The organism is Pseudonocardia wallangbongensis, from assembly GCF_054486945.1.
In genome coordinates this window covers 134,454-148,042 of the sequence record NZ_JBRERS010000002.1, presented here as the reverse complement: position 1 = coordinate 148,042, position 13,589 = coordinate 134,454, and the positions used below count along the sequence as shown (strand labels likewise).

The 13,589-nt window shown below is 72.9% G+C and carries 11 protein-coding genes; 5 read left to right on the top strand and 6 right to left on the bottom strand.

Annotated elements, in window-relative coordinates; all coding sequences use genetic code 11:
• Positions 1 to 2: 2 nt before the first annotated feature.
• A complete protein-coding gene (locus ACU436_RS07060) occupies positions 3 to 1,067 on the bottom strand; it encodes an NAD(P)-binding domain-containing protein (RefSeq protein WP_459022878.1) in 1,065 nt (354 codons plus the stop codon).
• A gap of 60 nt (positions 1,068 to 1,127) precedes the next feature.
• Complete coding sequence (locus tag ACU436_RS07055; protein WP_459022876.1) at positions 1,128 to 2,159, bottom strand: threonine/serine dehydratase; 1,032 nt, start codon at positions 2,157 to 2,159, stop codon at positions 1,128 to 1,130.
• Positions 2,160 to 2,214: 55 nt separating this feature from the next.
• Here ACU436_RS07055 and ACU436_RS07050 point away from each other — a divergent pair, with 55 nt between their 5' ends.
• Positions 2,215 to 2,655: a hypothetical protein gene (locus tag ACU436_RS07050; protein WP_459022874.1), complete on the top strand. Its 441-nt coding sequence runs from the start codon at positions 2,215 to 2,217 to the stop codon at positions 2,653 to 2,655.
• Between the two features lie 335 nt (positions 2,656 to 2,990).
• On the opposite strand, the gene ACU436_RS07045 is transcribed toward ACU436_RS07050, so the two are convergent.
• The 4 genes from ACU436_RS07045 to ACU436_RS07030 all read right to left on the bottom strand — a co-directional run bounded on the left by ACU436_RS07045 (position 2,991) and on the right by ACU436_RS07030 (position 7,360).
• Positions 2,991 to 3,200, bottom strand: coding sequence for a hypothetical protein (locus tag ACU436_RS07045; RefSeq protein WP_459022873.1), 210 nt, complete (start codon positions 3,198 to 3,200; stop codon positions 2,991 to 2,993).
• Between the two features lie 65 nt (positions 3,201 to 3,265).
• Positions 3,266 to 4,975: a glycerol-3-phosphate dehydrogenase/oxidase gene (locus ACU436_RS07040; RefSeq protein ID WP_459022871.1), complete on the bottom strand. Its 1,710-nt coding sequence runs from the start codon at positions 4,973 to 4,975 to the stop codon at positions 3,266 to 3,268.
• A gap of 33 nt (positions 4,976 to 5,008) precedes the next feature.
• Positions 5,009 to 6,526: a glycerol kinase GlpK gene (glpK, locus tag ACU436_RS07035; RefSeq protein WP_459022869.1), complete on the bottom strand. Its 1,518-nt coding sequence runs from the start codon at positions 6,524 to 6,526 to the stop codon at positions 5,009 to 5,011.
• A 21-nt stretch (positions 6,527 to 6,547) separates the two neighbouring features.
• A complete protein-coding gene (locus tag ACU436_RS07030; protein WP_459022867.1) occupies positions 6,548 to 7,360 on the bottom strand; it encodes an MIP/aquaporin family protein in 813 nt (270 codons plus the stop codon).
• Between the two features lie 144 nt (positions 7,361 to 7,504).
• Here ACU436_RS07030 and ACU436_RS07025 point away from each other — a divergent pair, with 144 nt between their 5' ends.
• The 4 genes from ACU436_RS07025 to ACU436_RS07010 all read left to right on the top strand — a co-directional run bounded on the left by ACU436_RS07025 (position 7,505) and on the right by ACU436_RS07010 (position 13,492).
• Positions 7,505 to 8,269: an IclR family transcriptional regulator gene (locus tag ACU436_RS07025; RefSeq protein WP_459022865.1), complete on the top strand. Its 765-nt coding sequence runs from the start codon at positions 7,505 to 7,507 to the stop codon at positions 8,267 to 8,269.
• Positions 8,266 to 9,762, top strand: a complete 1,497-nt coding sequence (glpK, locus tag ACU436_RS07020; RefSeq protein WP_459022863.1) for a glycerol kinase GlpK — start codon at positions 8,266 to 8,268, stop codon at positions 9,760 to 9,762. The genes ACU436_RS07025 and glpK (ACU436_RS07020) overlap by 4 nt, the downstream gene beginning before the upstream one ends.
• 220 nt (positions 9,763 to 9,982) lie before the next feature.
• Positions 9,983 to 11,989, top strand: coding sequence for a phage holin family protein (locus ACU436_RS07015; protein WP_459022861.1), 2,007 nt, complete (start codon positions 9,983 to 9,985; stop codon positions 11,987 to 11,989).
• Between the two features lie 102 nt (positions 11,990 to 12,091).
• Positions 12,092 to 13,492: a chloride channel protein gene (locus tag ACU436_RS07010; RefSeq protein WP_459022859.1), complete on the top strand. Its 1,401-nt coding sequence runs from the start codon at positions 12,092 to 12,094 to the stop codon at positions 13,490 to 13,492.
• Positions 13,493 to 13,589 lie beyond the last annotated feature (97 nt).

Genomic DNA, 13,589 nt, shown 5'->3' with positions numbered 1-13,589 from the left:
GCCTACGCCGCGGCCGGCTCCCGCAGCAGCGCGACCACCTCGCGCGCCGCCGCCTGCCCCGCCCGGTTCGCGCCGATCGTGCTGGCGCTGGGCCCGTAGCCGACGAGGTGGATCCGCGGGTCGGTGACCACCCGCGTGCCGTCGACGGCGATGCCTCCGCCCGGCCCGCGCAGCCGCAGCGGGGCGAGGTGGCCCAGCGCCGCGCGCCACCCGGTGGCCCAGAGGATCACGTCGGCGGCCACCGACGTGGAGTCGGCCCACACCACGCCGTCCGGGGTGATCCGGTCGAACATCGGGAGCCGCTCCAGCACCCCGGCGGCCTGCGCGGCCCGCGCCTCCGGCGTGAGCGGGAGCCCGGTGACGCTCACGACGCTCTCCGGTGGCCGCCCGGCCCGCACCCGCTCCTCGACGCGCGCCACGACGGCGCGGCCGTAGCCCTCGTCGAACGGCTCGTCGTGGAACTCCGGCGGGCGCCGGGTGACCCACGTCGTGCCCGCGGCCACCGTGGCGATCTCCATCAGCAGCTGCACCGCGGACGTTCCCCCGCCGACGACGACCACCCGCTTGCCGGCGAACTCGTCCGGCCCGGAGTAGTCGACCGTGTGCAGCTGCCGGCCGCGGAAGGTCTCCGCCCCGGGGTAGCTCGGGCGGAAGGGCCGCGTCCACGTGCCGGTGGCGTTGATCAAGGCGCGGGTGGTCCACATGCCCGAGTCGGTCTCGACCTCCAGGTCCGGCCCGGCCGAGCGGACCGCGCTCACCCGCACCGGGCGCCGCACCTGCAGGTCGTACGCGCGCTCGTACGCGTCGAAGTAGTCCGGCACGATCTCGGCGGCCGGACGGGTGCGGTCGGCGGGCTCGAACGGCAGGCCCGGCAGGCTCGCGATGCGGTGCGCGCGGTCGACGCGCAGCGTGCGCCAGCGGTGCCGCCACGCGCCGCCCGGCCCGTCCTCGCCGTCGAGCACGACGAACCCGGAGCCGGGCGCGAGCCCGGCCCGGCGCAGCCCGTACGCGGCGGAGAGCCCGGCCTGCCCGGCGCCGATGACGACGACATCACTCGCATCCCCCACACCCGGCCCAACGCAGCCGAGGCGTGGAGAAGTCCCGCCCCGAACGCCGGCATGGTGGCTTCACCGGCATACCGCGGCAGTATCGCCACCATGCTGGCGCCGGCTCGGGGCGCGGTGGGGGAGAGGGGTCGCTTCGAAGCGGCGCGTCCAGGCCGTCACCTCGGCCGCCGTCACGTTGCCGCCGCAGACCACCAGGGCCAGGCGGGCGTCCGGGCCGACCCGGTCGAGCACCTGGTGCGCGGCCGGGACCAGGCAACCCGCGGCCGGCTCCGCCCAGACCTTCGCCTCCTCCGCGAACGTCAGACAGCCGCGCACCGCGTCGGCGTCCGGGACGACGACGACGTCCTCGACGAGAGCGGAGACGTGCGCGAGCGTCAGATCGGAGACGTACGGCGGCGCCAGCGTGGTGACGATCGAGGTCGGGGTGGTCGGCACCGGCGCTCCCGCGGCGAGCGCCCGGGACATGGAGTCCGCGCCATCGGTCTCCACCCCCCACACCCGCACGCCCGGGACGAGTGCACGCAGCGCGGTGGCGATGCCGGAGATCAGCGCGCCACCGCCGATGCTGACCAGCACGTCGGTGACGTCCGGCGCGTCGGCCGCGAGCTCCAGCCCGACGGTGCCCTGCCCGGCGATCACCGCCGGGTCGTCGAAGGGGTGCACGAGGGTGCGCCCCGCCGCGACCAGCTCGTCGAGGAGCGCGAAGGCCGCCGACACGTCCGGGGTGAGCCGGACCTCGGCACCGCGGGCCTGCGCGGCCGCGATCGAACGTCGCGGCGCCGCCTCCGGCATCACCACCGTGGCCGAGACCCCGAGCGCGGCGGCGGCGTCGGCGAGCGCGATGCCGTGGTTGCCGCCGCTGACCGCCACCACCCCGGCCGACCGTTCGGCGGTGGAGAGCCCGAGCAGCTTGTGGATCGCGCCGCGCGGTTTGAACGAGCCCGTGCGCTGCAGCAGTTCCAGCTTGCAGGTGACCGGCACGCCGAGGTGGTCGGCGAGGCCGGGGCTGGGCACGGTCGGCGTGCGCAGCACGTGGGGCGCGATGCGCTCCGCAGCGGCGGCGATGTGGTCGAGGGAGATCAGATCCGGCACGTTCCCACGTTACGGAGGGCTGGCGGATCACGCCGCCGGATGATGGGGTGGCAGCGTGCTGCGCGCGTCCCGGGCCGGGCTGCTGAGCACCCGCTACGACATCACCCGCGACGACATTGCGATCTGCACGTGGAAGCCGTCGGCCTTCATCGGCGGCGGGAGCTTCGAGCTCGACGGGCACCGCTACGACGTGGCCCGCGGCGGCTGGACAGGCCGGCGCTACCGGCTGCGTGACGAGTCCGGCAACCTCGTCGCGCTCGCGGACGGCGTGGGCCGGCCGACCTGGACCGTGGAGACCGGCGGAGAGGTGCACGCGTTCGAGCGGCCCTCCCCGTGGCGGCGCGACCAGGTGCTCCTGCGCGACGGTGAGCCCGTCGGCGCGGTCCGGAGCACCAGTGCCTGGTTCGGCGAGGCCGAGGCGGAGCTTCCGGGCCTGCCGCCGGCGGTTCAGGTGTTCGTGCTGGTCAGCCTGCTGGCGGTGTGGGACGAGGACTAGGTGCTGCGGTCGGGTGGGACGCAACCTGCTGTGGTCCCGTCCCCTTGCCCCCCACAACGCTGCCCGCGCGAAGGGGGCGGCCGAACCGGGGGAACGCACGAGAGGCCCGGGCGAGGCGGGCGATGCAGTCCGCCACCGGCCGGGAACGGCGCGCCCACGAGAGCGTCTTGTGGTCATGTCGACGTCATGCGTCTCCGATCAAGGGAACGGGACCCATGGTGTCGACATGATCATGCGCGGAGATGCGGACCGTGGAACGCGACGACCATCACCTCCCCGGGCGCGCTCCTGGCCGATCGACACACCACCTTCAAGGAATCGATCATCTAGACGAGCTAGCCGGCCGGCCGCTGGTGCCGCCCGGCCGAACCCTCGTCGTCCTCCGGTGCGGCGTGGTCGGCCACCCCGGGGCTCGGGTCGCGGGACAGGTCGATCAGCGGGTCGAGCTCGGCGCCTTCGGGCGCGGCGTGGTCGGCCACCCCAGGGGTGGGGTCGCGGGACAGGTCGATGTGCTCCCGACCCCGGGCGGGCTTCTCGTCGGTCATACCTGCAAGTAGTACTGCATCGACACCTGGCTCCACATCTCTCCCTGCAACCGGACGGGTGAGGCCTAGACCACCGGCACCACTTCCGGCGCTCCCATCCGGGCGGAGTCGGCCGTCTCGTCGTCGGGCATCTTCTGGCTCTCCCGCTCGGCCTCGACGCGCTTGCGGTAGTGCTCCACCTCCCGGTCGATCTGCTCGTCGCTCCACCCGAGGACGGGCGCGACGAGCTGCGCGACCTCCTCCACGGCCCCGACGCCCCGGTCGAACGTCTCGATCGAGATGCGGGTGCGGCGGGCGAGGAAGTCGTCGATGTGCCGGGCGCCCTCGTGCGAGGCGGCGTAGACGATCTCCGCGCGGAGGTGGTCGGGGGCGCCGGCGAGGGGTTCGCCGAGGCTGGGGTCGGCCACCACCAGCTCCAGCACCTCGTGGATCAGCGAGCCGTAGCGCCCGAGCAGGTTGAGGATGCGCTGCTCGTGCAGCCCGTACCGGTCGGCGAGCAGCGGGGCGGAGTTCCTCAGCGCCTCGAAGCCCTCCGCGCCCAGCAGCGGCACGTTCTCGGTGACCGATGGCGGCACCTTGATGTGCAGGCCGTGCACCGCGGCATCGACGGCGTCCTTCGCCATCACGCGGTACGTCGTGTACTTCCCGCCCGCGACGACCACCAGCCCCGGCACCGTGTGTGCCACGGCGTGTTCGCGGGACAGCTTGGACGTGGACTCCGACTCGCCGGAGAGCAGCGGCCGCAGGCCTGCGTAGACGCCCTCGACGTCCTCGTGGGTGAGCGGCTGCTCCAGCACCGCGTTGACGTGGTCGAGCAGGTACTCGATGTCGGCCGCGCTGGCGGCGGGATGAGCGAGGCCGAGCTTCCAGTCGGTGTCTGTGGTGCCGATGATCCAGTGCCGGCCCCACGGGATGACGAAGAGCACCGACTTCTCGGTGCGCAGGATCAGCCCGGAGTCGCCGCGGATCCGGTCGCGGGGGACGACGAGGTGGATGCCCTTGCTCGCCCGCACGTGGAACTGCCCGCGCTCGCCGACGAGCCCCTGGGTCTCGTCGGTCCACACCCCGGTCGCGTTGATCACCTGGCGGGCGCGGATCTGCAGCGTGCGGCCGGACTCGAGGTCGTGCACCTCGGCGCCGGTGACGCGCTCGCCCTCGCGGAGCAGCCCGACCACGCGCGACCGGGACGCGACGTGCGCCCCGTACGCGGCGGCCGTGCGGGCGACGAACATGGTGTGCCGCGCGTCGTCGACCTGGGCGTCGAAGTAGAGCATTGCCCCGATGAGGGACTCCTTGCGCAGCGACGGCACGATCTTGCGCGCGCCGCGGCGGGTGAGGTGGCGGTGCGCCGGCACGCCGCGGGAGCGTCCGGACAGCAGCCCGAGCGAGTCGTAGAGGGCAAGGCCTGCCCCGGCGTAGAGCCGCTCCCACCCGCGGTGGGTGAGCGGGTAGAGGAACGGCACCGGTTTCACGAGGTGCGGCGCGAGCGTCTGGATGAGCAGCCCGCGTTCCTGCAGCGCCTCGGCGACGAGCCGGAAGTCCAGCATCTCCAGGTAGCGCAGGCCGCCGTGGATCAGCTTGCTGGACCGGCTCGAGGTGCCCGAGGCGAAATCGCGCGCCTCGACGAGCCCGACGGAGAGGCCGCGGGTGGCGGCGTCGAGGGCGGCACCGCTGCCCACGACACCGCCCCCGACGACCAGCACGTCGAGTTCGGTCGAGCTCATCGCGTCGAGCGCGGCCTCACGGGCCTGCGGGGAGAGCGCGACCGATCTCATGGTGTGTCCCTTCTCGAAGCGTCGCTGTGGAACTCAGCCGACGTCTACCCAGTCCAACGTCCTGGTGACGGCCTTCTTCCAGCGCTCGTACCCGGTCGTGCGCTGCTCGTCACTCCATTGCGGATCCCAACGCTTCGACTCGTTCCAGTTGGTGCGCAGCTCGTCGGTGGTCTTCCAGAACCCGACGGCGAGCCCCGCCGCGTAGGCCGCGCCGAGCGCCGTGGTCTCCGCGACGACGGGCCGGCTCACCGGCACGCCGAGCACGTCGGCCTGGATCTGCATGCACAGCTCGTTGGCGGTGACACCGCCGTCGACCTTGAGCACGTCCAGCTGCACGCCCGAGTCCTTCGCCATGGCGTCGGCGACGTCGCGGCTCTGGTAGCAGATCGCCTCGAGCGTGGCCCTGGCCAGGTGGGCGTTGGTGTTGAAGCGCGACAGCCCGACGATCGCGCCGCGCGCGTCGGACCGCCAGTACGGCGCGAACAGCCCGGAGAACGCCGGCACGAAGTAGACGCCGCCGTTGTCCTCGACCTGCCGGGCGAGCGACTCGCTCTGCGCGGCGCCCGAGATGATCCCCAGCTGGTCGCGCAGCCACTGCACCGCCGAGCCGGTGACCGCGATCGACCCTTCGAGGGCGTACACGACCGGCTCGTCGCCGAACTTGTAGCAGACGGTGGTGAGCAGCCCGGACTCCGAGCGCACGAGCTCCGTGCCGGTGTTGAGCAGCATGAAGTTGCCCGTGCCGTAGGTGTTCTTCGCCTCGCCCGGCGCGAAGCACACCTGGCCGACGGTGGCCGCCTGCTGGTCGCCGAGGTCACCGGTGATCAGCAGTTCGGCGCCGAACGGGCCGTTCGCCCGCGTGGTGCCGTAGCCCGCGGGGTTCGAGCTGGGCTGGATCTGCGGCAGCATCGAGCGGGGAATGCCGAAGAAGCCGAGCAGCTCGTCGTCCCAGTCGAGCGTCTCGAGGTTCATCAGCATCGTGCGGCTGGCGTTGGTCGGGTCGGTGACGTGCACCCCGCCGTCCCGGCCGCCGGTGAGGTTCCACAGCACCCAGGCGTCGGTGTTGCCGAAGATCGCGTCACCGCGCTCGGCCGCCTCGCGCGCCCCGTCGACGTTCTCCAGGATCCACTGGATCTTGCCGCCGGAGAAGTACGTGGCCGGGGGCAGGCCCGCCTTGCGGCGGATGACGTCGCCGCGCCCGTCGCGCTCCAGGGCCGAGGCGATGCGGTCGGTGCGCGTGTCCTGCCAGACGATCGCGTTGTGGAGCGGGCGCCCGGTGTTCTTGTCCCACACGACGGTGGTCTCGCGCTGGTTGGTGATGCCGATCGCGGCCAGGTCGGACGCGGTGAGCTTCGCGCCGTTCAGGGCGCTCTGGACCACCGACGACGTGCGTTCCCAGATCTCGGTCGGGTTGTGTTCCACCCAGCCGGCCTGCGGGAGGATCTGCTCGTGCTCCAGCTGGTGGCGGCCCACCTCGTTCCCGGAGTGGTCGAAGATCATGAATCTCGTGCTGGTGGTGCCCTGGTCGATGGCACCGACGAACTCGGCCATGGGGGGCTCTCCTCTGCAGGTCTACTGGGGGATGTCGCGGCCGACGGGCGTGGGCGTCGTCTCGTCCGCGGGGATGTAGGCCGCGACGAGGTACTTGAACAGCGCGGTGCCGAGCAGCCCGCCGATGATCGGTGCGATGATCGGTAGCCAGAAGTAGACGACGCCGTTCTGGTCCATCCAGGCCGTCTCGTAGCCGGTGATGAACGAGGCCAGCCGGGGACCGAAGTCGCGGGCCGGGTTGATCGCGTACCCCGCGTTCGCGCCCCAGGCCATGCCGATCCCGACGACCAGCAGCCCGATGACCACCGGGGCCAGGTTGGACAGCGGTGGGTTGTTGCGCGCGTGGACGAGCGCGCAGACCACGAAGAGCAGGATCGCGGTGCCGATGATCTGGTCGAGGAAGGCGGTCGGGATGCTGACGCCGTCCGCGCCGTTGCCCGGCAGCGTGGAGAAGACGAACTGGGTGTCGATCGTGTGCTCCGGGTCGACCTTGAAGAGCAGGTCGGCGTAGGCGACGCGCACGATCAGCGCCGCGATGAACGCGCCCGCCGTCTGCGCCAGGATGTAGGGACCGACCTTGCGCCACGGAAACCCCTCGAACACCGCGAACGCGATCGTCACCGCCGGGTTGATGTGCCCGCCGGACAGGCGCCCCGACACGTAGATGCCGAGGATCACGCCGATGCCCCAGGCCCACGCGATGGAGTCGTGGTCGCCGAGGCTTCCGTCGGGCGTGGTGACGACCTGCGCGACCACGCCGACGCCGAACAGAATGAGGATCATGGTGCCGAAGAACTCGGCCCAGAGCTCCCCCATGTACGAGTTCTTCGCCATCGAAGTCCTCCTTGGATGTGTCCCGCCTCGCAGCGGGGTGCAGCGGACGGTAGGAACGCCGGGCCCGGTGGTCAACGCCCGACGTTCGGCATTGTCGAACCGCCGATCGGACGAAGGTCACATTCGTTGTCGTAGAGTCGCGGCGTGCCTGGCGCCATCCAGTCCATCGAGCGGGCCGCGGCCGTGCTGCGGCTGCTGGGCAGCACCGACCGGCCGCTCGGGCTGAACGAGCTCGCGGCCGCGTTGGACCTGCCCCGACCCACCGCCCACGGGATCGTCCGGACGCTGCGCGACGTCGGCTTCATCGACCAGGACGTCACGTCGTCCCGCTACCGGCTCGGCTCCGCGCTGCACGAGCTGGGCCGCGGCGGCTGGGACCGGCACGACCTGCGGGCTCGCGCCATGAACTGGGCCGACTCGCTCGCCGGGAGCACCGGCCTCGCCGTTCACCTCGGCGTCGCGGTGCCGCGCGCGGTGCGGCTCGTGCACCACGTCTTCCGCCCCGACGGCACCCCGCAGCGGATCCGCACCGGCGAGGAGCAGCCGCTGCACGCCACGGCGCTCGGAAAGTGCCTCCTCGCGTTCGCGCCGGTCGCCACTCCGCCCGCCCGCGACCTGGACCTGCAGCGCTGGACCGGGCGCACCTGCGTCACCGCCAACGCGCTGGAGTCGCAGCTCGCCCTCGCCAGAAGGCGAGGGTGGGCGAGCGACACCGGCGAGTACGAGTCCGGCGCCGGCGGTGCGGCCGCCCCGCTGCGGGCGAGCGGGGGGATCGTGGTCGGCGCGCTCGCCGTGGTCGGCCCGGTCGAGCAGCTCTACGGGATCGGCGGTGAGCTGCGTCCCTGGCTGGCGGAACAGCTGGTGGCGGCGGCCCGGGAGGTCTCGGCGGCGCTGATGGCGAGCCCGTGAGCGAGCGCGTCGTCGCCGCCATCGACCAGGGCACCACCTCCACGCGGTGCCTCCTGTTCAACCGGGCCGGCCGGATGTTGGCCGTGGCGCAACGGGAGCACCGGCAGTTCTACCCGCGGCCCGGGCTGGTCGAGCACGACGCCGCCGAGATCTGGCGCAACGTCACCCGCGTCGTGCCGGCCGCGTTGAAGAGCGCGGGCCTCGCCCCGGACGACCTCGTGGGGCTCGGTATCGCCAACCAGCGCGAGACCACCGTCATCTGGAACCGGCACACGGGTGTGCCGCTCGCCCATGCGATCACCTGGCAGGACACGCGAACGGACGGGATCGTCGCGCGCCTGGTCGAAGAGGGGCATGCGCCGCTCATCACGTCCACCTGCGGCCTGCCTCCCGCCACCTACTTCGCCGGCCCGCGGTTGCGCTGGCTGCTCGACCACGTTCCCGGCGCGCGCGAGGGCGCGGAGGCGGGGGACGTGCTGTTCGGCACGATGGAGAGCTGGCTGATCTGGCGGCTGACCGGCCGGCACGTCACGGACGTCACGAACGCGAGCCGGACGATGCTCATGGACATACGCGCGCTGCAGTGGTCGGACAAGCTGCTCGACGTGCTGCGGGTGCCGCGGCGGATGCTTCCGGAGATCCGGCCGAACGCCGAGGTCTACGGCACCTGCACGACCGTACTGCCCGGGGTCCCGGTGGCGGGTGCGCTCGGCGACCAGCAGGCGGCGCTCGTCGGCCAGGTCTGCTTCGCCCCGGGCGAGATCAAGTGCACCTACGGCACCGGGGCGTTCCTGCTCATGAACACCGGGCACCGCCTCGCGGAGTCGACGCACGGCCTCATCCCGACCGTGGGGTACCTCTTCGACGACAAGCCGGTGTACGCCCTGGAGGGCGCCATCGCCGTCACCGGCTCGCTCGTGCAGTGGTTCCGCGACTCGCTCGGGATGATCGGCACCGCCGCCCAGATCGAGACGCTCGCGAGCTCGGTCCGCGACAACGGCGGTTGCTACATCGTCCCCGCGTTCTCGGGGCTGTACTCGCCGCGCTGGCACCCCGAGGCCCGGGGCGTGATGGTCGGGCTCACCTCGTTCATCAACCGCGGCCACCTGGCCCGCGCCGTGCTGGAAGCGACCGGGTGGCAGACGCGCGAGGTCGTCGACGCGATGAACGCCGACTCCGGCGTGCCGGTCGCCCGGCTCAAGGTCGATGGCGGGATGACCGCCAACCACCTGCTGATGCAGTTCGTCGCCGACGTCCTGGACGTGCCCGTGGAGCGCCCGCTCGGATCCGAGGCCGTGTCGCTCGGAGCGGCGTACGCGGCGGGGCTCGCCGTCGGGTACTGGCCCGACCTCGGGGTGCTGCGCGCCAACTGGCACCGCGCCGCGGCGTGGGAACCTGCGATGGACGCCGACCTGCGCCGTCGCGAGCACGAGAACTGGGGGCGTGCGGTCAACCGCTCCTACGGTTGGGTGCAGACCCCGGCCGAGGAGTGACGCGGCCCGCGTGGCTCGATGAGAAAGGGCCCGTCGAGAAGGCCCGCACGGCGGTGCGCCTCACCCCGGCCGGATGAGCACCCGGGCGGAGCCGGGGCACGGCGGTTCACCTCTGCCGGACGAGACGGACCCCGGCTGATCACGCCAGGCTCGCGCCATGGCCACAGGTCGCCCCTCGCGATGGCGGCGAGGCGTGGCGGTCGCGTGCCACGTGGCCGTGATGGTCCCCATCGGATGGGCGGCACTGGGATGCACGATCGCGGTGCTGCCCGGTATCTCCGCGGAGCGGGGCTGGGACGTCCTGCTCGCCACGGTGCTCCTCGGACTGCTCGCGGCGGCGCTTCGGCCGGTGTTCGTGGTGGTGGCGGCATGGCTCGGCTGGGCGGGCGTCGTCGCGGGGTGGCTCCTCGCGCAGGCCGTGCTGATGTACCTGACCCTCGCCGTCACGCCGGGGATCCACGTGTGGGGGTGGTGGGACGCGTTCTGGGCCTCGTGGATCTACGCGATCCTCGTGAGCATCGCCAGCTGGTTCGTCACGGCGGGCGACAACGGCGCGGTCATCGCCCATCTCCTGCGCAGCACTCGCCGCGCCGACCGGACCGCCGCGCGGACCGACGACCCCGGGGTCGTCATGATCCAGATCGACGGTCTGTCGGCGCCACTCGCGCGGTGGGCGATCCAGGCGGGCAACCTGCCGACGTTGAGCCGCTGGATCCGGTCGGGCAGCCACGCCCTCGAGGAGTGGCACGCCGAGCTGCCCGCGACGACCCCGGCCAGCCAGGCCGGACTGCTGCACGGCGCGAGCGACGAGGTGCCCGCTTTCCGTTGGTGGGAGAAGGACCCGGGGCGGCTCATGGTCACCAACCACCCCCGGGACAGCACGCTGGTCGAGTCGCGGCTGTCGGACGGCCGCGGGCTGCTCGCCGACGGCGGGGTGAGCATCGCGAACGTCTTCTCCGGTGACGCGCCGACCAGCCTGCTGACGATGAGCACGGTCGGGTCGGGTTCCGGCCGTCGCGGTCCGACCCGCGCGCTGGGCGCCTACCTCGTGAACCCCTTCGGGCTGACCCGCTCACTGGTGCTCACCGTGGCCGAGCTGGTCAAGGAGCTCTACCAGGGCCGCCGCCAGCGGCTGCGCGGCATCGAGCCGAGGATCCACCGCGGCGCCTCCTACGTGGCCCTGCGCGGCGTGACGAACGTGCTGCTGCGGGAGCTGAACACCTACCTCGTCGCGGTGCACCTCCGCGGCGGCGTGCCGTCGCTCTTCTGCGACTTCGTCGACTACGACGAGATCGCCCACCACGCCGGCCCGACCCGCCCCGAGGCGCTCGCCTCGCTCGAAGGGATCGACAACGTGCTCGGCACGCTCGAGCAGGTCGCGAACGCCGCACCGAGGCCGTACCGCTTCGTGGTGCTGTCCGACCACGGCCAGAGCCAGGGCGCCACGTTCCTGCAGCGTTACGGCCTGCGGCTGGAGGACCTCGTCCGGCAGCTGATGCGCACCGGGGTCGACGTCGCGGCGGCGGCGACGCACGAGGGCGAGCAGTGGGGCCGGGTCGACGCGCTGCTCGCCGGGATGGACGCGGAGGGTGGGACGTCGGGCGACGTCTCGCGCCGGATCCGGCGCCGGCACCCCCGCGACGACGGCGGGTTCGCGGACCGTCGACCGCCGGACGCCGAGCGCCCGGACCTCGTCGTCGTCGCGTCGGGCAATCTCGGGCTGATCTACTTCCCCCGCGTGCCGGGGCACCTGACCATCGAGGACATCGACGAGCTGCACCCCGAACTGCTGCACGGGCTCGCGACCCATCCCGGTGTCGGGTTCGTCATGGTGCGCTCGCTCATCCACGGCCCGCTGGTCCTCGGGCCCCAGGGCATGCGCAGGTTGCACGACGACCGCGTGGAAGGCGTGGACCCCCTGGCGCCGTTCGGGCCCCGTGCGGCGGACGACCTGAGGCGCCACCACGAGCTCCCGCACGTCGGCGACATCCTGGTCAACAGCCGGATCGACGTGTCCACCGGCGAGGTGGCCGCGTTCGAGGAGCTCGTCGGCTGTCACGGCGGGCTGGGCGGCTGGCAGTCCCGCGCGGTGCTGGTCCACCCGGCGGACTGGCTCGTCGACCGGACCCTCGTCGGTGCCGACGCGGTGCACCACCAGCTCGTCGCGTGGCTCGAGCGGCTCGGGCAGCGACGGCAGGTCGGAGAGGTGAACCGGACGACGCGGTAGTGCAGGCGCGGCTCACCCGGCGGGGGCGATGCACGACCCGCCGGGGGAGGGCACGGTCGCCGCCGCCCGCGGGGTGCACGACCAGGAAACCGAGGTGCGGCGATGGCAGACGGGGCCGGAGCGGCGGCTCCAGCAGGCGACGCGGCACGTGGCGGCCGGCCGGCGGACCCCACCGACCAGCTCCGGTCCGCGGCGTACCTGCGCCTGCTGCTCCTCGCGGCGGTCGTCGGCGCGCCCATCTCGGCGGCGGCCTACTACTTCCTGCACCTGGTCAACGCGATCCAACTCTGGGTCTACGCGGACCTGCCCCGTGCCTTCGGGTTCACCGGGACGCCGCTGTGGTGGCCGCTGCCCCTCCTGGGCATCGCGGGGGTGCTCGTCGGCCTGATGATCCGGCACCTCCCCGGGGGCGGTGGGCACTCCCCGCTCGACGGTTTCGCCGGCGGGCACACGCCGCACCCGGCCGACCTGCCGGGCATCCTGCTCGCGGCGATCACGAGCCTGGGGCTGGGAGCTGTGCTGGGCCCGGAGGCGCCGTTGATCGCCCTGGGCGGCGGGCTCGCCGTGCTGGCGGTGCGGTTGACCCGCCGGGACGTGCCCGACCGGGCCGCCGCCGTGGTGGCGTCGGCCGGGAGCTTCGCGGCGATCAGCGCCCTCCTGGGTTCGCCGCTCCTCGGCGCCTTCCTCCTCATGGAGTCGGCCGGCCTGGGTGGCCCGGTGCTCGGGCTGGTGCTGCTCCCGGGGCTGCTGGCCGCCGGCATCGGATCGCTGGTCTTCGTCGGGCTCAACCAGCTGAGCGGTCTCGGGACGGTCGCGCTGGAGCTGCCGGGACTACCGCCCTTCGCGCACCCCGACATCGCACAGTTCGGGTGGGCGCTGGTGATCGGCGTGCTCGCCGCCTTCGTCGGATCGGGCATCCGCTGGCTCGGGATCTGCCTGCGGGGGTACGTCGAGCGCCGCACCGTGCTCCTCACGGCCGCGGTCGGGCTCGGCGTCGCCTGCATCGTCATGATCTACACGGCCGCCACCGGTCACGGTGCCTTCGACGTGCTGGGCTCCGGCGAGGAGGACGTCGGCCTGCTGTTGCAGCACAGCGCCGACTACTCGCTCGGTGCGCTGTTCCTGCTCGTCGTGTGCAAGGGGCTCGCCTACAGCCTGTCGCTCTCCGCCTTCCGGGGTGGTCCGGTGTTCCCGGCGATCTTCATCGGCGCCGCGGGTGGGATCGCGATGTCGCACCTGCCCGGGTTGCCGCTGGTCGCCGGGGTGGCCATGGGGATCGGGGCGATGTGCGTCGTCATGCTGAAGCTGCCTCTGACCTCGGTGATGCTGGCCACGCTGCTGATGTTCGAGGAGGGCCTCGCGGTCACGCCGATCGTCATCGTGGCGGTCGTCGTCGCGCACGTCGTGTCGGCCAGGCTCGCTGCCCGGCCCGCAGCGCCGCCCGGACCGCGCGACGACGCGGGCACCCCGGCGACGCCCGGCCGGGAGCGGCCCGCCGGCTGAGCCGGCCGAGCATCATCCCCGTCGGGTGAGGCGGGACGGTCGGGCGGCACAGCACGCTCTGCGCGAGCCACCGCGTCGTGATCGTGACGAGACAGGG

Bases quoted from the DNA above. Each gene is read 5' to 3' on its own strand.
- ACU436_RS07045 (WP_459022873.1), bottom strand. From the start codon at position 3,200: ATGACCGACGAGAAGCCCGCCCGGGGTCGGGAGCACATCGACCTGTCC.
- ACU436_RS07030 (WP_459022867.1), bottom strand. From the start codon at position 7,360: ATGGCGAAGAACTCGTACATGGGGGAGCTCTGGGCCGAGTTCTTCGGC.
- ACU436_RS07010 (WP_459022859.1), top strand. From the start codon at position 12,092: ATGGCAGACGGGGCCGGAGCGGCGGCTCCAGCAGGCGACGCGGCACGT.
- ACU436_RS07015 (WP_459022861.1), top strand. From the start codon at position 9,983: ATGGTCCCCATCGGATGGGCGGCACTGGGATGCACGATCGCGGTGCTG.
- glpK (WP_459022869.1), bottom strand. From the start codon at position 6,526: ATGGCCGAGTTCGTCGGTGCCATCGACCAGGGCACCACCAGCACGAGA.
- ACU436_RS07040 (WP_459022871.1), bottom strand. From the start codon at position 4,975: ATGAGATCGGTCGCGCTCTCCCCGCAGGCCCGTGAGGCCGCGCTCGAC.